This is a genomic window from Streptomyces sp. NPDC033966 (genome assembly GCF_055575955.1).
On sequence record NZ_JBVIRQ010000002.1, the window covers coordinates 632,588 to 652,767 of the forward strand.

The window sequence follows — 20,180 nt, forward strand, 5'->3', positions numbered from 1 at the left end:
CATTCATCGAAACGATGCTGTTGTGGGGCATGTGGACGTCGCGCCCACCCGGCCCGCACCCGACCCCCTGCCACCCTGGTTCGACATGTGTCAACATAGACGTATGTCGAACGCTAAGGTTCTGCCGCTCCTGGAGCCCGAGGCCGTCGCCCCGTGTTGCCCCCCGTTGAACGAGCGCCCCCTGTCCGCGGACGAGGCCGAGGTCGCGGCGAAGATGTTCAAGGCCCTCGGCGATCCCGTCCGGCTGCGCCTGTTCTCCGCCGTCGCCTCCCACGAGGGCGGCGAGGCCTGCGTGTGCGACATCTCCGATGTCGGCGTCTCCCAGCCCACCGTCTCCCACCACTTGAAGAAGCTGAAGGAGGCCGGGCTGCTGTCCTCGGAGCGGCGCGGCACGTGGGTGTACTACCGGGTCGAGCCGTCCGTGCTCGCCGCGATGGGTGCGCTGCTGGCCGGCGCCGTGGAGGCGGCGTGATCAGCGTGCGGATCGAGGCGCCCCTGCCCGAGCACGCCGAACAGGTGCTGGGCATCTACCAGGCGGGGAACGCCGGCGTCGTGCTGGGGTGGGTGGCGGCGAGCGGGGTCTCCGACCGGTGTGCGAACGCGGGTGTGGTCGCGGGCTGACAGGCCCGTTCTCGGTTTCGGTGTCGGCGTACGGGTGCACACCGCCCGGCACGGGCCTCGAGGAGGAAGATCACCAGGGCCGCCGAAGCCCGGTCACGCGAGGACGGAGGCGATCTCCCGGGCGGCGTCTCGGGCTGGGCGGCCGACGCCGATGAGGGTGGCGGAGGCGGGGCCGGCCCAGTCACCGTAGCCGAGCAGGTGAAGGCGCGGTTCGCCGGCGGCACGCGTGCCGTCCATGGCGATACGGCCGCGGGTGCCGCGCAGCCGCAGGGCGGCGAACGGGGCGAGGGCGGGACGGAAGCCGGTGCACCAGACGACCGCGTCCGCTTCGGCCCGGGTGCCGTCGGCCCATTCGACCCCCGTCGGCGTGAGGCGGGTGAACATCGGCGCAGGGGCGAGGAGTCCGGCTTCGCGGGCGGCGCGTACGGGTGGGACGGCGACGATGTCGCCGAGGGAGGCGACGCCGCCGGTGTCGGTGCGGCCCGCGTCGAGGGCGCGGCGGCGCGCGGTCGCCGCGTCGAAGAGGGCGCGGCCGTCGATGTCGTCGGCGAGGTAGCGCGGCGGGCGCTGGGTGACCCAGGCCAGGTCGGTCCCGGCGTGGGCGAGGTCGGCGGCGATCTGGGCGCCGGAGTTGCCTCCCCCGACCACGATCACGCGCTGCCCGGCGAACTGGGACGGGCTGCGGTACTGGACGGTGTGGAGCTGGCGGCCCCGGTAGTCGCGGCGGCCCGGTACCGCGGGGAGGAAGGGGCGGGTCCAGGTGCCGGTGGCGCCGATGACGGCACGGGCGCGCCAGTCGCCGGAGTCGGCTTCGACCCGGAGGCGGACGCCGTCGCGGTGGACAGCGGAGACCCGCACACCGTGCTGGACGGGGAGTTCGTAGCGCTTCTCGTAATCGGCGAGGTAGGCGACGACGTGGGCGGCGTCGGGGTGGCGCTCGCCCTCCTGGACGGGCATGAGGCGCCCCGGGAGGGAGGAGTACTGGGCCGGGGAGAACAGGCGCAGGGAGTCCCAGGTGTGCCGCCAGGCCCCACCGGGTGCGGTCTGGGCGTCGAGGATGACGTGCTCGACGCCCAGACGGCGCAGGTGGTAGCCGACGGCGAGCCCGGCCTGGCCGCCGCCGATCACCACCACATCGGTGCGCTGCGTCATGCCGCGGACCGCTCCGTGTCGGTCTTGCCTCGCATGAAGATGACCGCCACGAGCGCCAGGCCGACGATCGCGCCGAGGAGCTGCATGCCGACAAAGCCGGGCACCGAGGCGGGGGCGATACCCGCGAAGGTGTCGGTGAAGGCGCGGCCGATGGTGACGGCCGGGTTGGCGAAGGAGGTGGAGGAGGTGAACCAGTACGCGGCGCCGATGTACGAGGCGACCGCGACGGGGGCGAAGCGGAGGCGGCCGGTGCGGGCCAGTCCGAAGATCAGCAGGATCAGGCCCGCGGTGGCCACGACCTCGCCCAGGAGGAGGTTCCCGGCGGAGCGGTCGTGGGTGGACCACTTCACCAGGGGCTCGCCGAACATCGCGTCCGCCAGGATCGTGCCCGCGATCGCGCCGGCGATCTGCGAGGGCACGTACACGGCCAGCTCACGGGCGTTGACGCCGGCGCCGCCGCGGCGGGCGGTCCACCACTCGGCCAGCGTGACCGCGGGGTTGAAGTGGGCTCCGGAGACCGGACCGAGGAGCGCGATCAGGACGCCGAGCCCGAAGACCGTGGCAGTGGAGTTGGCCAGCAGCTGCAGGGCCACGTCCTGGGTGAGCTCCGTGGCCTGGATGCCCGACCCGACGACGACCGCGACCAGGGCCGCGGTGCCGACCAGCTCGGCGGCGGCGCGAGCGATCAGCGGGGTGCGGGGCGGGGTCGCGCCGGGGGCGGGCTGCGGAGCGGTGTCGGCGGCTACGGCGTCGCTCGCGGCGGGCACGGTGGCGGTCAAGGCAGGGTCTCCTCGGGCAGGTGAGGCAGGGCAGGCGAGCCGCGAAGGCTATGGACAGGACCGCTTGAGGTTCGCTTCGGCGGTGGCCCGCGCGGTCTGGGCGAGGTCGGCGAACTGACCCGCGAGGGCTTCGATGACTTCCGGGCGCAGGCGGTAGTAGATGTACCTCCCACACGGCTCCGTATCCACGACCCCGGCCTCCCGCAGCACTTTCATGTGGTTGGAGAGGTTCGTCTGCTTCGCGCCCGTCTCTTCCACGAGGTGGGTGGTGCAGAGCGTCTCGCGGGCGAGCAAGGTCACGATCTGGAGCCTGAGCGGGTCGGCCAGAACCCGGATCAGATCAGTGTCGACTGACGTCATCATGGACTGATACTGTCACATCACTGAGGACTGATACCAGTCCGGGCTGAACTGTGAGGCGCCCACCGCTCGCCGCCCTGCACCCCGGCAGCCCACCCGCCCCCGAAGGAAGAGCCGATGTCCGCCACCCCGCTCGCGTCCGTGCTGTTCGTCTGCATCCACAACGCCGGCCGCTCCCAGATGGCCGCCGGCTTCCTGCGCCACCTCGCCGGGGACCGCGTCGAGGTCCGGTCCGCAGGCTCCGTGCCCGGCGACCAGATCAACCCGTCCGCCGTGGCCGCCATGGCCGAGCTCGGCATCGACATCTCCGCCCAGAGGCCGAAGGTGCTGACCACCGAGGCCGTCCAGGCATCCGACTACGTGATCACCATGGGCTGCGGCGACGCCTGCCCCTACTTCCCCGGCAAGAAGTACCTCGACTGGCAGCTGGAGGACCCGGCCGACCAGGGCGTCGAAGCCGTCCGACCCATCCGGGACGAAATCAAGGGTCTGATCGAGGGCCTGGTCTCCGAGATCGACGCACAGCAGAAGGCGAACTGACCGCAGCCGGCCTGCCGGCGCAACGGGTGTCGGCCGTCCGTTCGCGGGAAGCCGGCTCAGTGCGATCCGCGAGCCACGCCTCAGGCCATCCAGAAGAAGACGGCCGTCATCCGCTTGTCCTCCAGGGTGCTGCCCGCGTAACCGGTCGCGGTGTGTATGAGGTTGGCCGAGTACAGCAGGAGACGGTTGTAGCGGGGCGGGACGCGCAGGTCCTCGGTGAAGGAGTCCTCCGGAACGAAGCGGCTGCCGAGCGCGTCGACCAGGTTGTTGTGCGGGGCGAGCACCTGATTGCCGCCGAGCACACCGCCGGGCAGACTCTGGCGGTAGAAGCTGGTGCCGCAGTCCTTGGGCAGGTCCGGGCTGAGGTACAGCACCGCCGCGTAGCGGCACAGGCTCCGGGAGTCGGTGTGCGGGCGCGGCTCGCACTCGTCCTTTCCGACGACCTGGACGCAGTTGTGGTTGAAGGTCCCACCGCCGGCGGGATCCACGGCCCAGACCTTCCGGGCCCCGACGGTCCTGCACACCAACTTCTCCACGTGCGCGAGCTCCGCCGGTTCGAGACCGGGCATCGTGCGCAGCCCCGGCCACGGCTCGGGCTTGTGGGGGTAGCCCTCCACCCAGTCGTCCCGCTCGAGTACCCGGGCCCGTACGGCATCGGGGTCGGCCAGGACGTCGTCCAGGATCCAGTAGTCCCGACCGCGCGTGGGCTTGCGGTACGGCAGGACCTGGAGCCTGCCGTGGCGTGGGGGGTGTGACGGCAGCGGCGGCATGACGGGAACGGTAGCGCCGGGGAGGGCGCCACTCGCCAAAGCGCCGCCAAGACTGCGGCAAGACATCGTCATGGCTACCGGCACCTGACCAATCGGCCGGTGTCGAGGACCGCGGTTCGGTCGGCCAGGGCGTCGGCGGCTGCCCCGTCGTGGGTGATGAACACCAGGCTCAGGGCGTGCCGTTCCCGGAGTCCGGCCAGGTGGGTGAGGATGGCGTCGCGGGTGGCCGTGTCGAGCCCGGAGGTGATCTCGTCGCAGACCAGGACCGCGGGCTCGGCCAGCAGGGCCCGGGACAGGGCGGCCCTTTGGAGTTCGCCGCCGGACAGCGCCCCGGGGCGGCGCAGGGTCAGCTCCTCGGTCAGGCCCAGGTCCTCGAAGGTCCGTATGGCCGTCCGGCGTGCGGTGTCCCGGTCGGCGCCGCGCAGCCGGACCGCGGTGCGGGCGACCTGGTCGAGGACCGGCCGGTGTTCGTCGAAGGCCGCCTTGGGGTCTTGGAACACGTATTGGACAGCGGCCAGTTCGGTGCGGGTGCGGGCGCGGAGGCTGGGCGGCAGAGGGGCCCCGTCGAGCTGGACCACCCCGTCGTACGCCGAGTGCAGGCCGGCCAGGCAGCGGCCCAGGGTGGTCTTGCCGCTGCCGGATCGGCCGGTCACGGCGAGGCACTCCCCCGGCCCGACCGACAGCGTGACGCCGTGCAGCACCGGAACGGTGCCGTGCACCGTGCGGTGCCGGGCGGTCAGCTCCTGTACCCCGATCCGGGTGGCGGCGGGCCGGACGGAGGCACGCGGCTTGAGGAGTACGGGCCGCGCGGCGGGCAGCACCGCGTCGGCGGGACCCCGTTCCACGACCCGGCCGGCCCGCAGCACGACCGCGTCGTCGGCCAGCTGCCGTACGACGTCCCAGTCGTGGCTCAGCAGTACCAGTGCGATTCCCTGCTCGGCGACGTCGGCCAGGGCCTTGACGATGCCTTCTTTGGTGGCGGGGTCCTGGCCGGTGGTGGGTTCGTCGGCGACGATCAGCTCGGCTCCGAGCAGGAGTGCCTGGGCGATGACGACCCGCTGCTGTTGGCCGCCGGAGAGCTGGTGGGGGTAGCGGCGCAGCACCATCTCCGGGTCGGGCAGCTGTGCCCGGCGCAGGGCGTGCTCCACACGGTCGCGGATCTCGTGACGGGTCCCGCCCCGCCGGGCGGCGATGTCTCGCAGCAGCGCGCCGGCGCGGCGGGCGGGATTGAGGACGGCCGCGGGGTGCTGGGGTACGTAGCCGACGGAGCCGGGTCCCGGGGTGATGACACGGCCGTCGACCCGGGCACCGGCCGGGAACTCGCCGAGGAGGGCGCGTCCGGTGGTGGTCTTTCCGCTGCCGGACGGCCCGACGAGGGCCGTGATCCGTCCGGCGCGGGCCGTCAGGCCAACGCCCTCGACGAGCGTGCTGCCGGCCACCTCCACGCTCAGTCCTTCGACTTCCGCGACCGGGTTCATCCCCGGCCTCCTTTCCTCGCGGCCTTCGCCGGTGTGTGCAGGGCGGCGTCGAAGAGCAGGTTGGTGCCCATCGACAGTGCCGCGATGAGCAGGGCAGGCACCACCACCGCCCACGGCTGCAGGAACAGGCCGGTGCGGTTGCGGTCCACCATCACCGCCCAGTCGGCGGCGTCCGGCTGGACGCCGATGCCGAGGAACGCGGCGGTGGCCACCAGGTACAGGGCCCCGGTCAGCCGGATCCCCGCGTCGGCGGCGAGGGTCCGGCGCATGGAACGGGCGACGTAGCCGAACGCGGTACGCCACCAGGACTCGCCCTGCATCCGCAGGGCCTCGACGGCGGGCCGGGCGGAGATCTCGGCCGCCGCCGCGTGCACCACGCGCACCGCGTCGGGTACGGCGGCCAGTCCCACCAGGGCGGCGAGCCCGGCCGGCCCCGGCGAGAGCGTCGATGCGACGAGCAGCACCAGCAGGAGCGACGGGACGGCGATGAGGACGTCGAGGGGCCGCATGAGGGTCTCCTCCAGCCAGGTGCGGCCGGTGAGCGCCGCGGTCAGCCCCAGCGGGACGGCGACCAGATAGGCGAGCCCGGTCGCCGCGAGCGCCACGAGGACCACGGAGCGGCCGCCGAGCAGGACCTGCCGCCAGACGTCCCGGCCGGAGAAGTCGGTGCCCAGCAAGTGCCCGGCGCCCGAGTCGAACGAGACCGAGCGCGGGCCGGCCGGTCCGGCGAGCAGCGGTCCGAGGGCGGCCAGCAGCAGGGGGACGGCGATGAGTCCGGCGGCGAGGGCGTACCTGGATGCACGGTGCCTCACGCGACCACCTCCGCGCGGGGGGCGAAGCGTCGGGCGACGAGGTCGGCCCCGAGGTTGGCCAGGACGGTGACCACGCCGAAGACCACGGCCATGCCCTGGACGACGGGCACGTCCCGGGCCGCGACGGCGTCGATGAGGACGGTTCCCAGTCCGGGGATGACGAAGAGGGCCTCGACGACGATCACTCCGCTCAGCAGCCAGTCGCAGGTCCGGGCCAGTTGCTGCGCTGCCGGAGCGAGGGCGTTGGGGAGGGCGTGCGTCCAGCGGACGCGGGTGCCGCTGACGCCGTAGCGCAGGGCCTGGGCGACGTACGGCGAGGCCATCGCGTCGATCATCCCGGCACGGACCAGGCGGCTGATGGTGCATACGGGCCGCGAGATGAGTACGAGGACGGGCAGTGCCAGGACGGCCGGCTCGGTCAGCGGGTCGGCGCCGACCGCGGTGGGCGGCAGCCAGCCCAGCCACAGCCCGAACAGGGTGGCGAGCAGCACGCCGAGGGCGAATTCGGGTACGGAGTGCACGGCCAGGGTCAGGGCGCTGAGGGTGCGGTCCAGCGGGCCGCCCTCGCGGCGGGCGCAGAGCACGCCGAGCCCGGCCGACAGCGGCAGGAGTACGAGGAGGGTGGCGCAGGCGAGGAGCACCGTGGGCCCGAGGCCGCCGGTCAGGTAGGCGGCGACGGGCCGTCCGCTGACCAGCGACGTGCCGAGGTCGCCGTGGACGAGTCCGGCGGCCCAGTCCAGGAAGCGTTCGGCTGCGGGTCGGTCGAGTTCCAGGGCCGCACGGATCCGGGCGATGCGCTCGGGGTCGGGCTGGTCCCCGGCCAGGGCGACCGCCGCGTCGCCGGGCAGTGCCTCGGTGAGGACGAAGACGAACAGGACGACGGCCGCCGTCTGCCCCGTGCCGAGGAGCAGACGGCGGCCGGCCCAGTTCAGGTGCCGGGTCACGCGAGCCAGAGCTTGTCGAACCGGGCCCAGTCGAGGGTGTTGGCGGGGGCCTTCGCCGAGATGCCGTGCACGGTGGGCGCGGTGGCGACGATCCAGTCCGCGAAGCCCCAGATCAGGAAGCCGCCCTCGTCGTACTGGCGCCGCTGCATCCTCTCGTAGAGGGCGGCGCGCTGCTTCTCGTCGCGGGTCGACTGGGCTTGCTGGTAGAGGTCGTCGAAGTCCTTCTGCTGCCACTTGGTGGCGTTGGTGGTCGAGCCGGTCAGCAGGCGCTGCGAGATGTGGGACTCGATGGGCATGGACCCGGACCGGTAGGAGGCGAAGGTGCCGTTGTCGAGGATGTCCTTCCAGTACGTGTCCTTGTTGCCGACCTTGACCTCGACGGTGACGCCGGCCTTGGCGGCCTGCTCCTTGAAGATTCCGGCGGCCTCGATGAAGCCGGTGGCCGCGGGTGCGGTGTCCAGGGTGACCTTGAGGTTCTCGGCTCCCGCCTCCTTGAGGAGGGCCCGGGCCCGCTCCAGGTCCTGGGTGCGCTGCGGCAGATCGGACGCGTAGTACTGGTAGCCCTTGCCGAAGAGGTCGTTGCCGACCTCGCCGGCGCCGGACAGGGCACCGTCGACGAGTTCCTTGCGGTCGGCGATGAGGAAGAACGCCTGGCGGACGCGCTTGTCGTCGAACGGCGGCCGGTCGGTCTTCATCACGAAGCCCTGCATGGAGCTGCCGGGCAGCCGGGTGATCTCGATCTTCCCCTTGCCCTCGTGGGTGCGGGCGGTGGCGGGGCTGAGCTCGTGGGCGTACTGGACCTGGCCGCCGAGCAGGGCGCTGGTCCGGGCCGACTCCTCGGTGGCGACGACGAACTCGACCTGGTCGAGGTGGGGTGCGCCCTCCCAGTAGTTGTCGTTGCGCTTGACCACCAGGGACTTGCCGGGGGTGAAGGAGGCGAAGGTGAAGGGTCCGGAGCCGACGGGCTTGTCGAAGGAGGTGGTGTCCTCGGGGACGATGTGGGCGCCGAACGCGGCGAGTACGTTGGGGAATTCGGCGTAGGGGCGCTTCAGCTTGAACTCGACGGTGGTCGTGTCGAGGGCGCGGCTGGCGGCGAGGTCGATGGGTTCCAGGGAGGCCTTGGCGCGGAAGGTGCCCTTGGGGTCGGCGATCCGGCGGTAGCTGTAGAGGACGTCCTCGGCGGTGACGGGGCGGCCGTCGTGGAAGGCGGCCTTGCGGAGGGTGATCTTCCAGGTGTCGAGGGTCCCGTTGGGCTCCCAGCGCTCGGCGAGCCGCGGGACGGGCGCGAGGTCGGCGCCGAAGTCGGCGAGCTTGTCGTAGAGGGCCTTGGCGCGGGCGGCGTCGACGAACAGGTTGGCGGCGTGCGGGTCGAGGGTCTCGTTCGCCCCGCCGCCGGCGAAGGCGGCGCGCAGCGTGCCGCCGCGCTTGGGGGTGCCGGCTTCGGCGGCGTTCTTCGGGTCGGCGGTCTTGGCGGTGCCGGCGGAGCATCCGGCGGTGAGGGCGAGGGCGGCGGCGGTGGCCGTCGCGGTGGCGAGGAGGAAGCCTCGGCGGGCGAGGCCGGAGCGGTGGTTGTTCACGGTGTGCTGTCTCCGTTGCTGTACCGGGGGTGGTTCTGGGGACTGAGCCGGGCGACGAGGTGGAGGCGGTCGGAACTCGCCGTCCCGTGCGGGGAGTCGCCTTCACGCCACGACGGTTCGGTGCGCGGGCCGGGACGGTCGTACAGGTCGAGGACCTCGAAGCCCGCGGTGGTGAGGAAGTACCGCAGTTCCTGGGGGAACAGCAGCCGCCAGGCGGAGTGCTGCTCCTGGGGCGGGGTGCCGTCGTCGGCGTTCCAGGTCCTGCGGCGGCGCAGGAGTTGGGCGCCGTGGTCGATCCACAGGGTGGTGCGGGACGTGTGGGTGGTGCCGCGCCAGTCGAAGGAGGCGGTGCGCGGTCCGTCGAGGAGTTCGGTGTTGCCGAGGAAGAAGGCGCCGTTGCGCATCTCCGCGATGAGCAGTCCGCCGGGGGCGAGGTGGCGGCGGACGGCGGCGAGGCACGAGGTGAGGTCTTCGTTGGTGTGGCAGTAGAGCAGGGCGCTGTCCAGGCAGAGGACGGCGTCGAAGGTGCGGCCGAGGTCGAAGTCCCGCATGTCGGCGCGGTGGTGGTCCGGGCCGGGGTGCCGGCGTTCGGCGTGGGCGAGCATGGCCTCGGCCGTGTCGATCCCGGTGACCTCGCGTCCGGCGTGGTGGTGCAGCCAGGCCGCGTCGCGTCCGGTGCCGCAGCCGACGTCCAGGACCCGGGGTCCGGCGCCGTGCCGGCGCAGGGTGTCCTCGGCCCAGCGGGCGGCGAGCCGGTCGGGGTCGGGGAAGCGCTCTTCGTAGAGCTCGGGGTGGTCGGTGAGGAGGTTTCCGGTGTTCATCTGGTCTCGCTCAGGGGACGGGGGTCGGGGGTGGCGGTCGTCGCGTCCGGCGCAGGGCCCGGGTCCTCCGGGGCCGGGGAGTCCGGGCCGGCGGAGGCGGCTGCTGGGGCGGGAACGCGGGGCAGGGCCCGGCGCCGGTGCAAGAGGGTCACGGCCGCCGCCGAGGTCAGGCCGAGGGCCGTGCAGCAGGCGTAGGGAAGCCAGACCGGGCCGCCGTACGCGGCGGCGTCCATGGCCCACCCGACACCGGCGCCGGTGGCCGCGGCGGCCACTCCGGACACGGCGTAGAACAGGCCGTAGAAGGTGCCGGTGAGCTCGGCGCGGCCGAAGGAGGGGATGAGTTCCATGCCGAACGGCTGGGCGGTCATCAGCCCGAGGTACAGGAGCAGCGCCCCGGCCAGGACCGGCAGCAGCCGCACCGGGTGGGTCCCCGCGGCTCCCGCCGCGAGCATCGGGGGTACGAAGCCGAGCGCGCTGACGGTCAGCCCGGCGGCGATCCACCGGCCCCGGCCGCCGCTCCGCACGGCCAGCCTCCGGGTGAGGCGCAGCTGGAGCGCGAAATTGGCGAGGGTCCCGACGACGAAGATCAGCCCGACTGCCCCCGCCCAGCCGGTGGCCTGCCGCGCGGCATGCGGGAGGAGCAGGTAGAGCTGGCTCTCCATGCCGTACATGCCGACCATGGCCACGGCGAAGGCCACGAAGCGGCGGTTTCCCGCGACCTCCCGCCAGTCGCCGAGCACGGAGCCGGCCGGAGGCGGCACGGCCCGGGCGGGCAGCACCCTCGCCTGCGCGAGGGTGAGCAGCGCGAACACGCCCGCGGCGGTGAGCGCCGCCACCCGGAAGCCGCCGAACAGCAGCAGGCTCCCCAGCAGCGGCCCGATCAGCGCGCCCGCCGTGGCGAAGACGTTGAACAGGGCGAAGGCCTCGGCCTTGCGGTCACCGGCCTCCTGGGCGACGTAGGTCCGCACGGCCGGGTTGAACAGGGCACCGGCCAGCCCGCTCAGCACCGATGCGGCGATCAGCACGGGCAGAGCGTCGCCCAGGGCGAACAGGGCGAAGCCGAGGGTGCGCACGCCGCAGCCCACGATGATCACTCCACGGGCCCCGAGGCGGTCGGCGGCCGAGCCCCCGATCAGGAACAGTCCCTGCTGGCTCAGGTTGCGCAGGCCCAGGACCAGGCCGACCACCGCCGCCGACAGTCCGAGGTCGTCGGTCAGGTGCGTGGCCAGGTACGGGATGAGCAGGTAGAAGCCGATGTTGACGCCGAGCTGGTTGACGAGCAGGAGCCGCACGGCCGGCGGGAAGCCGCACACCGCGGCGATGGTTCTCATCTTCCGGCGCCTACGGATATCGCCGCACGGGGCAGCACTCCGAGGCCACCGCGCGGTGCGGGGCGTACGGTGCCGTCGGCGCCGCCGATCCCGGACCACGGGTCGTCGGCGAGCAGCAGGTGCCCGTCGAGATCGATCCAGCGGGCCCGGTCGACCAGGTGGACGGCGGGCGCGATGCCGAGCGAACTGGCGGTGATGCAGCCGAGCATGAGGTCGGTGCCGCTGCCGTGCAGGGCGGCCTGGATGCGCAGCGCGGCCCGTACGCCCCCGCACTTGGCGAGCTTCACGTTGACCCCGTGGACCCGCCCGGCGAGGGCCGCGGCGTCCTCGTAGGAGACCGCGTCCTCGTCGGCGATCACCGGGATCGGGGAGGCGGCGGCTACCCGGGCCAAGGCCTCGGGCTGCCCGGCGGCGATCGGCTGTTCCACGGCCGTGACGCCGAGGGCCGCGAAGCGGGGCAGCAGCGCGTGGGCCCGGTCCTCGGTCCAGGCGCCGTTGGGATCGAGCAGCAGGTCAACGGCAGGCGCTCCCGCACGGACGGCCTCGACCCGGGCCAGGTCCTCGGCCGGGTCGGGGGATCCGGCCTTGACCTTCAGCACGCTGAATCCGGCCAGTGCGAGCCGGGTGGCCTGGGCGGCAGCGGCGACGGGCGGGACGATGCCGATGGTGCGTGCCGTCGCCGCGGACGGCGGCAGAGGGCTGCCGAGCAGTTGGTGGACGGGTTGGCCGGCTCGCTTGCCGACGAGGTCCAGTACGGCTGACTCGACGGCGGCGAGGACCCCTGCGGGCAGTTCCGCGCCCACAGGGCCGGCGGGCGCGAGTTCCGCCCAGGCGGTCTCCGGGTCCGGCAGGCGCTCGACCGCCGCCCGGAGGGTGCTCAGGTGGCGAAGGATGCGTTCGGTGGGCAGCCCGAGGTACACGCTGCTGACGGCCTCCCCCCAGCCGCGCAACCCTCCGTGTTCCAGACTGATCCAGACCGCGTCGCGGCGGGCCATCACGGAGCGGGAGATGCGCAGCGGCTCCGCCAGTTCCAGCGAGGCGGTGTGCCAGGTGAGTCTCATACGGCACCTCCGGGGGCCGGAACGCGGGCAGCGCGGGTTCGGCCGCCGGGGGCGGCGACGGGATCGGCGAGGGGATCGACGACGGTCCGGCAGCGGGTCCAGCCGAGGGCCTCGGCCGCATACGGGTGCCGGATCTCCAGCGGGCGGGTGGCCGGGGCCGTGGCGGTCAGGCCGTGGGCGTGGCAGAAGTCGTCGTCGTAGACGGTGCCGAGGTAGCGGTGCGGGCCGTCGGGGAACACGGTTGCGACGACGGCGCCGGGCTCGGCCCGTGCGGCCCACGCGGAGACCAGGGCGACGGCGCCGGTGCTCCAGCCGCCACTGACGAAGCTCGTACGGGCCAGCCTGCGGCAGGCGTCGACGGCCTCGGCGGCGCCCACCCAGTGCACCTCGTCGAACGCCCCGTGGCGGACGTTGCGGGGGTGGATGCTGCTGCCGAGCCCGCGCATCAGGCGCGGCCTGGCGGGCTGTCCGAAGATCGCGGAGCCGACGGAGTCGACGCCGATGACCTTCAGGCGGGGCCAGCGCCGGCGCAGCGGGCCGACCAGTCCGGCGCTGTGTCCGCCGGTGCCCACGCTGCACACCAGCACGTCCAGGTGGTCGAGCTGGCCGATCAGTTCCCCGGCCATGGACAGGTATCCCGCGGGATTGTCCGGGTTGTTGTACTGGTCGGGCCAGTACGCGCCCTCGGTCCGGGCCAGGACCTCGCGCAGCCGGGCGATGCGGGCGGCCTGCCAGCCGCCCTGCGGCGCGGGGCGGTCGACGAGCTCCAGGCGGGCGCCGTAGGTGCGCAGCAACTGCCGCATGGACGGCTCGAGCTCGGTGTCGCCCACGAGGACGACGGGGTGTCCGAGGGCCTGCCCGGCGAAGGCCAGACCGATGCCCATGGTGCCGGAGGTGGACTCCACGACCGGGGCGCCGGGGCGCAGTTCACCGCGTCTGCGGGCACCGGTGAGCATGGACATCGCCGCCCGGGCCTTCATCCCGCCGGCACTGAGGCATTCGAGTTTGGCCCAGAAGCCGGGGTGGGGGTGGGGCAGGTCGGTCTGGACACGGGCGACAGGAGTCCGCCCCAACAGGGGCAGCAGACCGAGGTTGGCGGCGGGGACCGGGGACCGGTGCACGAACGGAGCGATGGTCACGGACGGCCTCCGTAGCGGTGGATGACCCCGGGGCCGCCGTCGAGCCAGAAGAACGGGTACGCCTCGGCCGAGACGGCGCTCACCCCGGCCCCGAGGAATCGGGGCAGGACGGCGCTGCCGGTCTGGGCGAACATCACCAGGGGCTTCCCGGTCCCGGCAGCATGATCGAGCAGGCCCTGGAAGGAGCCGTTTCCGAGGGTCATGCCCGAGGCGAGGACGGCGCCGCAGTGGTCCAGGTGTGCGGCCGCGTCGGTGAGGACGGGCTCGCCCCACTCCGTGGTGCCGCCTTTGAGGTCGCACGGCAGGTAGTCGAGGCCTCGCGAACGCAACCTCTCCAGCAGCGAGTTGACCACCCCGACCACCAGAACCGGACGGCGCTCACCGGACCGGGAGACCTCGGCGGGGAGCAGGTCGACGACCGCCTGCGCCCGGGCACGCGAACGGCTCAGCGAACTGCCCGCCGGGAGCGCGTACGGGCGGGCGCCGTTGTCCGGAAGGTGCGGGCGAACGTGGGCCAGATAGGCGTCGAGCGCCGCGATCCGCACCGGCAGGAACGGATGCCCGAGGAGGTCGGCGACGCTGGCGCCCACGCAGTCGTCGAGGGCACGTCCGGGCAGCGCCCCGGGCTCGACCGCGCAGGATCCGACCGCCGCGTCGAGCCGCAGGCTGAGCACCTCGTTGCGGTAGCCGCTGCTGCGTCCTTCGTGCCGCACGGCCTGGGAGGTGGTGAACGCGAGCGAGATCCGCTCGCCGGCCGGGTCGGGGCCGTACGCCCCGGCCAGGACCGCGCCGAAGAGCTGGTCGACGCTCCGGACGACGGGCTCGGCATGCAGGCGCTGCTCGCCCACCGGGATCGTTTCAGGTGTGTGCAGGGCCGGAGGGGTCACGCAGACACCACCGGCGAGTGCTCGTAACAGGGACGCAGGCCGGCCAGCAGCCGCTCGGCGGCGGCGCGGGCGCCGCCCCCCTCGGTGTCGGCGGTCATCACGTGGCCGAGGTACTCGTTGTTGCTGGTGGCGCGCCGCACGGTGCGGCCGGGTTCGGCGAGGCTGAGCTCCAGCACCTCGGGCCGGGTTCGAACGGCCTCCGCCCCCTCGATGCCGGCGAGGATGCCGTCGTTGTCGGGCAGCAGGAAGGAGATGGCGGCGCTCGACACGCCGGTGGGTCGCGGCGCGAGGTCGGGCGTGCGTCCCAGGGCCACGTCCACGCAGGCGGCGGCCAGGTCGACGCCGGTCACGTGCCGGACGAGTTCGGTGATGCGGTTGCCGGCCGGGCGGGGGTTGACCTCGACCACCCGGGGCCCGTCGGGCGTCAGTTTGATCTCGGTGTGGCAGACCACCTGGTCCAGGCCCAGCGCCTTGACCGCCCGCAGCGCGGTCTCGGCGGCCTCCGACGCCAGGGCCTCCTCGATGCCGGCCGGGAACATGTGGCCGGTCTCGATGAAGGCGGGCGCACCGCCGATGCTCTTGTCGGTGACCCCCACGACGTGCGTGGCGCCGCCGAAGGAGACGGTCTCGACGCTGACTTCGGGCCCGTGCAGCAGCTCCTCGAGCAGGATGACGGGTGCACGGTCCTGGCCGCGCGCGTTGACCGGGAACTCGGTGAGGGCCCGGCAGGCGAGCTCCAGTTCGCGCTCGTCGCCCACCGCGCGGACCAGCATGCCCGCACACAGGTCCACCGGCTTCACGACGAGCGGGTACCCGATCTCACGAGCGGCGACCGCTGCCTCCGCGGCCCCGGCGCAGAGCGCGAAACGCGGTCCGGGGACGCCGCCTTCGGCGAGCACACGGCGCGTCAGGTCCTTGCGGCACGCCGCCTCGACGGCCTCCGGGGAGGGCCCGGGCAGTCCGAGCCGCCGGGCGGTGTGCGCGACGGCCGGCAGGTAGTAGTCGCACGAGGAGACCACCCCGTCGAAGCCGAGGACGGCGTGCAGGCCTTCGAGCCGGGCCAGGAGTGCGCCCGTGTCGTTGGTGTCCGCCGTGATGACGTTGCGGGCGGTGAGCAGCGGGTGCGGCCCGTCCCCCGCGGGGGACGGGCGCAGGTAGTGGTGCAGGTTGCGGGTGACGAAGGTGAACTCGTGCCCGTCTTCGCGGATGGCCCTGGGCAGCAGCCTGCTCATCGACCCCACCCAGCTTTCGATCACCAGCAGATGTCCCACCGGACTTCCTCCCAGACTGCCGTCGGCTCTGTGCGACGCCGACGTTATAGGAAATCGTTTTCATTTCCAATACGACAGTTTTCCGATAGCCTGCGGCCCCCGGAGCATGAGAGGCGGAGTGCGATGACAGAGCTGACGCGAGGTCAGAGGGTCGGGCCGTACACGGTGCGGCACGCGAGAACCGAGGACCTGCCCGGAGCCCGGCGGGTCATGCTGGACACCTTCTACCGGGAGTTCGGCTACGGGTACGTACCGGACTGGCACCCCGACGTCGTCGACCTCGACGGCACCTACCTGCGGCATCCACGCCACACCCTCGTCGTGGCCGTACACGGCGACGGCGAGGTGGTCGGCACCACCGCACTCAACTCGCGCGGCCCCGCCCACCCGCCACACCCGCGAAGCCTCGTCGAGCGCTACCCCTCGGGACGGACCGCACAGCTCCTGCGCGTGTACGTACGCCCTGACCACCGGCGGTACGGACTGGCCCGCGCCATGGTGCACACCGCCTGCGCGTTCGCCGCGGCCGTACCCGGCTACGAGCGCATCTACCTGCACACCAACGTCGACATCCCCGGCGCGGAACACTTCTGGCGCAGCATGGCCACCGAGGTCTTCGACGCCCGCACCACCGGCGAACACGGCGGATTCGGGACCGTCCACTTCGAGATGCCGCTGCCCGTGACGGGACCGGATTCCGGGCCGGGGACGGGACCTGACCGGGAGCCGGCCGCCGTCACGTGACCCGCCGCCCCTCCGGGGGCGCTTCCTTGGACCAAAGCGTCAACCTGACGCCCGGTGAACAGCGCCAGGGTCTCGCGCAGGACCCCGGGCGAGACCTCGTCCCGCCCTCCTCGACGGCCCCGCTGAAGGCCGCGGGCCTCGGTCAGGTAGAGCGGGACGGGCTCGGTGACCGCCACAGGGGTACCGGAGTGGCGAGCCTCGATGCGGTCCGTCCGCACCTCGAGCCCCGCCAGCTCGTCCTTGAAGACCTGCGCGTTCTTCCGGAAGGCGTCGGCGTCGGCCGGTGAGACCTTGCCGAGGGCCCGGGCGATCCGGTCGGCGGCGTCCGGGCGATGCGCTCGGACTCCGTCAGCGGCCGGCGTACGGCAGCAGGGCCATCTCGCGCGCGTTCTTGATGGCGGTGGCGAGGGCCCGCTGCTGCTGGGCCGTCACCCGGGTGACGCGTCGGCTGCGGATCTTTCCGCGGTCGGAGATGAACTTCCGCAGCAGGTCGGTGTCCTTGTAGTCGATGTAGGTGATCCTGGCCGCGTCGAGCGGGTTGGGCCGGGACTTCACGGGCTTGCCGGGGTGCGGGCGTCGGGCCATGGGTGGCTTCTCCTTGCAGGAACGATTCGGTTACGGCCTCGCCGGGCCGTGGTCAGGTGGCTTGCGGGTGTCAGGCGGCGTCGAGGAGGGAGTCGAACGCGGCGGGCAGGTGCTTCCAGGCTTCGCGTCCCGACCCGTACTCCGCGTCCGTCAGCAGGCAGGAGTCGAGGAGTCGTTCCAGCCCGTCCCGGTCCAGGCCGGGCGAGGTGAAGACGAGGTGCTGGCAGCAGTCGCCGTGGTCCGGATGCCAGTCGAGTGCGGCTGCCGCCTGCCGCATGGGCGGGACCATGTCCCAGGCCGCGTCGGGCAGTGACGCCAGCCACGGCCCGGCGCTCTCCACGCACAGCGCCCCGCCGGCCGCGTCCCAGGCGAGCAGCGTGTCGGGGCGGTCGGCGAGCCAGAACCGGCCGCGGCTGCGGGCGGCGGCGCAGCACAGGTCCTCGAGTGCCTGGTAGAGGCGTTCGGGGTGGAAGGGCCGTCGGCGGCGCCAGACGAAGGTGGTGACGCCCGCTTCGTCGGCTTCCTGGGGCAGCAGCGCGCACGCGGGGTGCTGGGCGGCCGCGGCGGCCTCGACGTCGAAGCCGGCGAACGCGGCCCGCGCGAGGTCGACGGATTCAGCCGGCACCCGGCGCGCGGTGGGGTGCAGCTGCGCGAGCAGCGCGTGGTCCTCGTCGTCGGCCTCCTCGCTGTCGACGACGGCGAGGACGGGCGCGTACTCCAGCTGTCGGGCCCAGGTGTCACCGACGGTCCGCTGGTCGGTGGGGGCCGCCGCAAGCCCCGCCTCGGCGAGGTCGTCGCCGTTGGCGAGGTAGGGCAGGACGAGTGCCGGGTCCACGGCGGTGATCACGCCCGTCACGACCAGACGGTCTCCGCCGTGCCCGGCGATGACTTCCGCCATGGCCTTGGGTTCGACCGAGTCCCACAGCTCGACCACGGCGAGACGGGTCAGACCGCTGTCCGCCATGCGCTCCAGTTCGGGAACCAGGTCCTCGCGCAGCGCGCAGCACGCGCAGTCGTTGACCAGGGGTGTCTCACCGCGGGAGACGGTGCCGCCGGCGTCGCGGATCAGGCGGAGCACCGTGCCGTCGGATGCCGCCGCCAGGTCGTGGTGCAGCGCCACGCTGCCCGGAACGGTCCGGAGGAGCCGCTCGACGACCTTCTTGCGCGCATCGGCGTGGAGACCGGCGACGATCACGACGGGGAGCTGGTGACCGTGATACATCAGCGGGCTCCGTAGCGGCGCTCGAACCGTTCGACGCGGCCGGCGGTGTCGAGAACGCGAGCGGTGCCCGTGTAGAAGGGGTGGCTCGCGGAGGAGATCTCCACGTCCACGACCGGGTAGGTGTTGCCGTCCTCCCAGTCGACGGTCTTGTCGCTGGTCATGGTGGAGCGGGTGAGGAACGCGGTGCCGGAGGCGGAGTCGCGGAAGACGACGGGCCCGTAGGCGGGGTGGATTCCGGGCTTCATGGCAGGGGGCCTTTCGATGGGGCGGGGCGGGGTGTGCGGGGGATCAGCGCTCTTCGCGGAAGTCGACGTGCCGGCGTACGACGGGGTCGTACTTGCGCAGCATCAGCCGGTCGGGGTCGTTGCGCCGGTTCTTGCGGGTGACATAGGTGAACCCGGTGCCCGCCGTGGAGCGGAGCTTGATGACCGGGCGGATCTCGTTGCGTGCCATGGGGCTAGTATATGACACTGGTTTTCATTACCAATACGCATCTGAGCGAGAAAGGCGGCAGCACGCATGTCAGCCCACTGCCAACTGACCGGCGCCGAGCCGGGCTTCGGCAACACCATCTCCCACTCGCACCGGCGCACCTCGCGCCGCTTCGACCCGAACATCCAGCGCAAGCGCTACTGGCTGGCGAGCGAGGGGCGCCACGTCCGCCTGACACTCAGCGCCAAGGCGATCAAGACGGTGGACGCGATCGGCATCGAGGCCGCCGTGACCCGGATCCGCGCACGGGGAGGGAAGGTCTGATGGCGAAGAAGAGCAAGATCGCGCAGAACGAGAAGCGCAAGGAGGTCGTCGCGCGGTACGCCGCCCGGCGGGCCGAACTCAAGGAGGTCATCCGGCGCCCGTCCGCCACCGCGGCCGAACGGGAGTCCGCCCTCGCGGAGCTGCGCCGGCAACCGCGCGACGCCAGCGCCACCCGAGTGCGCAACCGCGACAGCGTGGACGGCCGCCCGCGCGGCCACCTGCGCAAGTTCGGGCTCTCGCGAGTGCGAGCCCGGCAGCAGGCGCATGCGGGCTTCCTGCCAGGAGTGACGAAGTCGTCCTGGTAGGCGACACCCGGCCCCCGCGCCGACCCGCCCGATCGGACACATCCGCACACTGACCCGCAAGCAATCATTCCAGACCGAGGAGTCCCACATGGCCGTCCCCAAGCGGAAGATGTCCCGCAGCAACACCCGCCACCGCCGCGCCCAGTGGAAGGCGACCACACCCCAGCTCGTGCCGATCACCGTCGACGGCTCCGTCCACCAGGTCCCCCAGCGCCTCGTGAAGGCGTACGAGCGCGGCCTCATCCGCCCCGAAGGCTGATCGCGTGACCTCGTACGACCGCCTGCCGGTGACGGTTCTGTCCGGCTTCCTCGGCGCGGGAAAGACCACTCTGCTCAACCATGTCCTGAGCAACCGCGAAGGCGACCTCGCCCGCCTCGACACCGTGGTCACCGTCGTCGACGCCTCGAACTTCCTGCGGGAACTCGCCGACGGAGACGAACTCGTGGCGCGCGGCCTCGACCAGTACGAGGACGACGAGCGGACCGTCAGCGATCTCCTCATGGACCAGGTCGAGTTCGCGGACGTCATCGTCCTCAACAAGCTCGACCTGATCGGGCCGGGCGACGCCGCGCGACTGCGCGCCACCCTCGCCCGGCTCAATCCCGAGGCCCGGATCGTGCCCGCCGTACGCGGCCACGTCGCGCTCGAACAGCTCCTGGGTATGGGACTGTTCGACGTGGAGCGGGCCCAGCAGGCCCCGGGATGGGTCAAGGAGCTCAACGGCGACCACGTCGCGGAGACCGAGGAGTACGGCATCTCCTCACTGGTGTTCCGCGCTGGCGCGGTGGCCCGGTTCGAACCCTCGGGGGCCCGCGGGCCGGACACCGCCCAGGGCCAGGAACTGGTCTTCATCGGCACCGGACTCCGCGCCGAGGCGCTCCGGGCGGCGCTCGAAGCCTGCCTGCTCAGCCCGGGCGAACCAGTCCCGGCCGAGGACGAGTTCCCGGAGTGGGAGACGTACGGCATCGACGACGCCTGCGAGCACGAGCCCGCCGCCGCACCCGTGACGGCGGCGGCCTGAGAC

Annotated in this window: 25 protein-coding genes and 2 pseudogenes; 8 read left to right on the forward strand and 19 right to left on the reverse strand. The window is 72.8% G+C overall.

Annotated features, from left to right (window positions below; genetic code table 11):
- Positions 1 to 103: 103 nt before the first annotated feature.
- The gene (locus ACZ518_RS08335; RefSeq protein WP_469112214.1) at positions 104 to 472 is read left to right on the forward strand and encodes an ArsR/SmtB family transcription factor; all 369 of its coding nucleotides are present in this window, start codon (positions 104 to 106) and stop codon (positions 470 to 472) included.
- A pseudogene (locus tag ACZ518_RS08340) lies at positions 472 to 612 on the forward strand (GNAT family N-acetyltransferase); the annotation flags it as partial. The gene ACZ518_RS08335 and the pseudogene ACZ518_RS08340, both read left to right, overlap by 1 nt.
- Positions 613 to 714: 102 nt before the next feature.
- Here ACZ518_RS08340 and ACZ518_RS08345 read toward each other — a convergent pair.
- The 3 genes from ACZ518_RS08345 to ACZ518_RS08355 are packed head-to-tail and all read right to left on the reverse strand — an operon-like array spanning position 715 to position 2,915.
- A complete protein-coding gene (locus tag ACZ518_RS08345) occupies positions 715 to 1,773 on the reverse strand; it encodes an ArsO family NAD(P)H-dependent flavin-containing monooxygenase (protein ID WP_469112215.1) in 1,059 nt (352 codons plus the stop codon).
- A complete protein-coding gene (locus tag ACZ518_RS08350; protein WP_469112216.1) occupies positions 1,770 to 2,552 on the reverse strand; it encodes an aquaporin in 783 nt (260 codons plus the stop codon). Before ACZ518_RS08350 ends, ACZ518_RS08345 begins: the two co-directional genes overlap by 4 nt.
- A 48-nt stretch (positions 2,553 to 2,600) precedes the next feature.
- A complete protein-coding gene (locus ACZ518_RS08355) occupies positions 2,601 to 2,915 on the reverse strand; it encodes an ArsR/SmtB family transcription factor (protein ID WP_361768722.1) in 315 nt (104 codons plus the stop codon).
- Positions 2,916 to 3,029: 114 nt separating this feature from the next.
- Between ACZ518_RS08355 and ACZ518_RS08360 the strand changes: the two genes are divergently transcribed.
- Positions 3,030 to 3,452: an arsenate reductase ArsC gene (locus ACZ518_RS08360; RefSeq protein WP_469112217.1), complete on the forward strand. Its 423-nt coding sequence runs from the start codon at positions 3,030 to 3,032 to the stop codon at positions 3,450 to 3,452.
- Between the two features lie 80 nt (positions 3,453 to 3,532).
- Here the strand turns inward: ACZ518_RS08360 and ACZ518_RS08365 are convergent, their stop codons facing one another.
- From ACZ518_RS08365 to ACZ518_RS08415, 11 genes are all read right to left on the reverse strand, one after another.
- Entirely contained in the window at positions 3,533 to 4,222 is a 690-nt protein-coding gene (locus ACZ518_RS08365; RefSeq protein ID WP_469112218.1) for a DUF6445 family protein, read from the reverse strand.
- Between the two features lie 74 nt (positions 4,223 to 4,296).
- Positions 4,297 to 5,700 carry an ABC transporter ATP-binding protein gene (locus ACZ518_RS08370; RefSeq protein ID WP_469112219.1) on the reverse strand — a complete coding sequence of 468 codons (1,404 nt, stop codon included), beginning with the start codon at positions 5,698 to 5,700 and terminating at the stop codon, positions 4,297 to 4,299.
- On the reverse strand, positions 5,697 to 6,512 hold the full coding sequence (locus ACZ518_RS08375) for an ABC transporter permease (RefSeq protein WP_469112220.1): 816 nt from the start codon (positions 6,510 to 6,512) through the stop codon (positions 5,697 to 5,699). The genes ACZ518_RS08370 and ACZ518_RS08375 overlap by 4 nt, the downstream gene beginning before the upstream one ends.
- The gene (locus ACZ518_RS08380) at positions 6,509 to 7,465 is read right to left on the reverse strand and encodes an ABC transporter permease (RefSeq protein WP_469112349.1); all 957 of its coding nucleotides are present in this window, start codon (positions 7,463 to 7,465) and stop codon (positions 6,509 to 6,511) included. Before ACZ518_RS08380 ends, ACZ518_RS08375 begins: the two co-directional genes overlap by 4 nt.
- Positions 7,453 to 9,033, reverse strand: coding sequence for an ABC transporter substrate-binding protein (locus ACZ518_RS08385; protein ID WP_469112221.1), 1,581 nt, complete (start codon positions 9,031 to 9,033; stop codon positions 7,453 to 7,455). The genes ACZ518_RS08380 and ACZ518_RS08385 overlap by 13 nt, the downstream gene beginning before the upstream one ends.
- Positions 9,030 to 9,854 (reverse strand): class I SAM-dependent DNA methyltransferase, encoded by an 825-nt coding sequence (locus ACZ518_RS08390; RefSeq protein ID WP_469112222.1) that lies wholly within the window; start codon positions 9,852 to 9,854, stop codon positions 9,030 to 9,032. Before ACZ518_RS08390 ends, ACZ518_RS08385 begins: the two co-directional genes overlap by 4 nt.
- Positions 9,851 to 11,185: an MFS transporter gene (locus tag ACZ518_RS08395; RefSeq protein ID WP_469112223.1), complete on the reverse strand. Its 1,335-nt coding sequence runs from the start codon at positions 11,183 to 11,185 to the stop codon at positions 9,851 to 9,853. Before ACZ518_RS08395 ends, ACZ518_RS08390 begins: the two co-directional genes overlap by 4 nt.
- The gene (locus tag ACZ518_RS08400) at positions 11,182 to 12,246 is read right to left on the reverse strand and encodes a dipeptide epimerase (protein ID WP_469112224.1); all 1,065 of its coding nucleotides are present in this window, start codon (positions 12,244 to 12,246) and stop codon (positions 11,182 to 11,184) included. Before ACZ518_RS08400 ends, ACZ518_RS08395 begins: the two co-directional genes overlap by 4 nt.
- Positions 12,243 to 13,385: a PLP-dependent cysteine synthase family protein gene (locus ACZ518_RS08405; protein ID WP_469112225.1), complete on the reverse strand. Its 1,143-nt coding sequence runs from the start codon at positions 13,383 to 13,385 to the stop codon at positions 12,243 to 12,245. Before ACZ518_RS08405 ends, ACZ518_RS08400 begins: the two co-directional genes overlap by 4 nt.
- On the reverse strand, positions 13,382 to 14,218 hold the full coding sequence (locus ACZ518_RS08410) for a hypothetical protein (RefSeq protein ID WP_469112350.1): 837 nt from the start codon (positions 14,216 to 14,218) through the stop codon (positions 13,382 to 13,384). The genes ACZ518_RS08405 and ACZ518_RS08410 overlap by 4 nt, the downstream gene beginning before the upstream one ends.
- A 50-nt stretch (positions 14,219 to 14,268) precedes the next feature.
- Positions 14,269 to 15,543, reverse strand: a complete 1,275-nt coding sequence (locus ACZ518_RS08415) for an ATP-grasp domain-containing protein (protein WP_469112226.1) — start codon at positions 15,541 to 15,543, stop codon at positions 14,269 to 14,271.
- Positions 15,544 to 15,666: 123 nt separating this feature from the next.
- Between ACZ518_RS08415 and ACZ518_RS08420 the strand changes: the two genes are divergently transcribed.
- On the forward strand, positions 15,667 to 16,287 hold the full coding sequence (locus tag ACZ518_RS08420) for a GNAT family N-acetyltransferase (RefSeq protein ID WP_469112227.1): 621 nt from the start codon (positions 15,667 to 15,669) through the stop codon (positions 16,285 to 16,287).
- A 44-nt stretch (positions 16,288 to 16,331) separates the two neighbouring features.
- On the opposite strand, the pseudogene ACZ518_RS08425 reads toward ACZ518_RS08420, so the two are convergent.
- The 5 genes and pseudogenes from ACZ518_RS08425 to rpmG all read right to left on the reverse strand — a co-directional run.
- A pseudogene (locus tag ACZ518_RS08425) lies at positions 16,332 to 16,598 on the reverse strand (metal ABC transporter solute-binding protein, Zn/Mn family); the annotation flags it as partial.
- A 37-nt stretch (positions 16,599 to 16,635) separates the two neighbouring features.
- A complete protein-coding gene (rpsR, locus tag ACZ518_RS08430) occupies positions 16,636 to 16,872 on the reverse strand; it encodes a 30S ribosomal protein S18 (RefSeq protein WP_469112228.1) in 237 nt (78 codons plus the stop codon).
- 70 nt (positions 16,873 to 16,942) lie between these two features.
- Positions 16,943 to 18,094 (reverse strand): CobW family GTP-binding protein, encoded by a 1,152-nt coding sequence (locus ACZ518_RS08435; protein ID WP_469112229.1) that lies wholly within the window; start codon positions 18,092 to 18,094, stop codon positions 16,943 to 16,945.
- Positions 18,094 to 18,339: a type B 50S ribosomal protein L31 gene (locus ACZ518_RS08440; protein WP_469112230.1), complete on the reverse strand. Its 246-nt coding sequence runs from the start codon at positions 18,337 to 18,339 to the stop codon at positions 18,094 to 18,096. Before ACZ518_RS08440 ends, ACZ518_RS08435 begins: the two co-directional genes overlap by 1 nt.
- A gap of 43 nt (positions 18,340 to 18,382) precedes the next feature.
- Entirely contained in the window at positions 18,383 to 18,547 is a 165-nt protein-coding gene (gene rpmG / locus ACZ518_RS08445; protein ID WP_427705816.1) for a 50S ribosomal protein L33, read from the reverse strand.
- 66 nt (positions 18,548 to 18,613) lie between these two features.
- On the opposite strand from rpmG, the gene rpmB reads away from it, so the two are divergent.
- The 4 genes from rpmB to ACZ518_RS08465 all read left to right on the forward strand — a co-directional run bounded on the left by rpmB (position 18,614) and on the right by ACZ518_RS08465 (position 20,177).
- Entirely contained in the window at positions 18,614 to 18,850 is a 237-nt protein-coding gene (gene rpmB / locus ACZ518_RS08450) for a 50S ribosomal protein L28 (RefSeq protein ID WP_469112231.1), read from the forward strand.
- The gene (rpsN, locus tag ACZ518_RS08455; protein WP_469112232.1) at positions 18,850 to 19,155 is read left to right on the forward strand and encodes a 30S ribosomal protein S14; all 306 of its coding nucleotides are present in this window, start codon (positions 18,850 to 18,852) and stop codon (positions 19,153 to 19,155) included. The genes rpmB and rpsN overlap by 1 nt, the downstream gene beginning before the upstream one ends.
- 88 nt (positions 19,156 to 19,243) lie before the next feature.
- Complete coding sequence (rpmF, locus tag ACZ518_RS08460) at positions 19,244 to 19,414, forward strand: 50S ribosomal protein L32 (protein WP_363176294.1); 171 nt, start codon at positions 19,244 to 19,246, stop codon at positions 19,412 to 19,414.
- Between the two features lie 4 nt (positions 19,415 to 19,418).
- A complete protein-coding gene (locus tag ACZ518_RS08465; protein WP_469112233.1) occupies positions 19,419 to 20,177 on the forward strand; it encodes a CobW family GTP-binding protein in 759 nt (252 codons plus the stop codon).
- The last annotated feature ends 3 nt before the right edge of the window (positions 20,178 to 20,180 follow it).

Coding starts and splice junctions, on each gene's coding strand:
- ACZ518_RS08335 (WP_469112214.1), top strand. CDS start 104: ATGTCGAACGCTAAGGTTCTGCCGCTCCTGGAGCCCGAGGCCGTCGCC.
- ACZ518_RS08345 (WP_469112215.1), bottom strand. CDS start 1,773: ATGACGCAGCGCACCGATGTGGTGGTGATCGGCGGCGGCCAGGCCGGG.
- ACZ518_RS08355 (WP_361768722.1), bottom strand. CDS start 2,915: ATGATGACGTCAGTCGACACTGATCTGATCCGGGTTCTGGCCGACCCG.
- ACZ518_RS08360 (WP_469112217.1), top strand. CDS start 3,030: ATGTCCGCCACCCCGCTCGCGTCCGTGCTGTTCGTCTGCATCCACAAC.
- ACZ518_RS08365 (WP_469112218.1), bottom strand. CDS start 4,222: ATGCCGCCGCTGCCGTCACACCCCCCACGCCACGGCAGGCTCCAGGTC.
- ACZ518_RS08370 (WP_469112219.1), bottom strand. CDS start 5,700: ATGAACCCGGTCGCGGAAGTCGAAGGACTGAGCGTGGAGGTGGCCGGC.
- ACZ518_RS08390 (WP_469112222.1), bottom strand. CDS start 9,854: ATGAACACCGGAAACCTCCTCACCGACCACCCCGAGCTCTACGAAGAG.
- ACZ518_RS08395 (WP_469112223.1), bottom strand. CDS start 11,185: ATGAGAACCATCGCCGCGGTGTGCGGCTTCCCGCCGGCCGTGCGGCTC.
- ACZ518_RS08400 (WP_469112224.1), bottom strand. CDS start 12,246: ATGAGACTCACCTGGCACACCGCCTCGCTGGAACTGGCGGAGCCGCTG.
- ACZ518_RS08420 (WP_469112227.1), top strand. CDS start 15,667: ATGACAGAGCTGACGCGAGGTCAGAGGGTCGGGCCGTACACGGTGCGG.
- rpsR (WP_469112228.1), bottom strand. CDS start 16,872: ATGGCCCGACGCCCGCACCCCGGCAAGCCCGTGAAGTCCCGGCCCAAC.
- ACZ518_RS08435 (WP_469112229.1), bottom strand. CDS start 18,094: ATGTATCACGGTCACCAGCTCCCCGTCGTGATCGTCGCCGGTCTCCAC.
- ACZ518_RS08440 (WP_469112230.1), bottom strand. CDS start 18,339: ATGAAGCCCGGAATCCACCCCGCCTACGGGCCCGTCGTCTTCCGCGAC.
- rpmG (WP_427705816.1), bottom strand. CDS start 18,547: ATGGCACGCAACGAGATCCGCCCGGTCATCAAGCTCCGCTCCACGGCG.
- rpmB (WP_469112231.1), top strand. CDS start 18,614: ATGTCAGCCCACTGCCAACTGACCGGCGCCGAGCCGGGCTTCGGCAAC.
- rpsN (WP_469112232.1), top strand. CDS start 18,850: ATGGCGAAGAAGAGCAAGATCGCGCAGAACGAGAAGCGCAAGGAGGTC.
- rpmF (WP_363176294.1), top strand. CDS start 19,244: ATGGCCGTCCCCAAGCGGAAGATGTCCCGCAGCAACACCCGCCACCGC.